Consider the following 687-nt stretch of genomic DNA (forward strand, 5'->3'; position numbering starts at 1 on the left):
CTGCGCCGCGAGCACGGCGAGGGCGTGTCCGTGATGCAGGCGGTCAAGGACGCCCTCGACCCCCTCGGGCTGATGAACCCGGGCAAGGTACTACCGCCGCGGGCGTGAGCTGTTCGAAACTCACGCCTCGCCGCAGGCCTGGCGGATCTCCTGTGGCCACCGGACGTGACGGCTGGTGAGCATGGAGATGAAGTGGCCGATGGAGAAAAGGGTGAGGAAAGGCGACATCAGGACCATGCGGACGATTGCCGGGCGGATGTTCAGGCCGCTGGCGTGATCACGGCGCATCTCGCGTAGGGGGAACCAGCGGAGGAAGGATTCCCTGAGCGAGAGCCGCTCGGAGAGGGTCCAGTCGGGTTCGGGGATGCTCTCGGACCCCTCCTCCATGAAGCGGCGGATGTACTCCCACCAGGCGAGACAGTATTCATAGAGCACGATCTGATCGCCGATCTCGACGCTGTCGTAATAGTGCTTCTGGTCCGGGGTGACGGCGATCAGGGTGAGCACGTGGTAGTCGGGCCGACCCCCCTGACGGCCCTTGTCCCGACCCTCGATGATCAGTGCTGCTATTTCGTCCCAGTCGTAGCTGCGGGGCCCGCCGAAGCGGGGGGTGTAGAACACGTGCACCTGTCGGGTGCGGCGGTTGAAGCGGATGGGGGCGTGGCGGTAGTTGAACCAGTCGTACAT

2 protein-coding genes are annotated in these 687 nt (G+C 64.9%); one reads left to right on the top strand and one right to left on the bottom strand.

Going from position 1 to position 687, the window contains the following annotated elements; translation table 11 throughout:
• Positions 1–108: an FAD-linked oxidase C-terminal domain-containing protein gene (locus G7A99_RS23195; protein WP_256379741.1), complete on the top strand. Its 108-nt coding sequence runs from the start codon at positions 1–3 to the stop codon at positions 106–108.
• A 12-nt stretch (positions 109–120) separates the two neighbouring features.
• Here the strand turns inward: G7A99_RS23195 and G7A99_RS23200 are convergent.
• Positions 121–687: DUF6708 domain-containing protein (locus tag G7A99_RS23200; protein ID WP_205600029.1), on the bottom strand; the 567-nt coding region annotated here is incomplete at its 5' end.

Source organism: Arhodomonas sp. KWT, assembly GCF_010993615.1.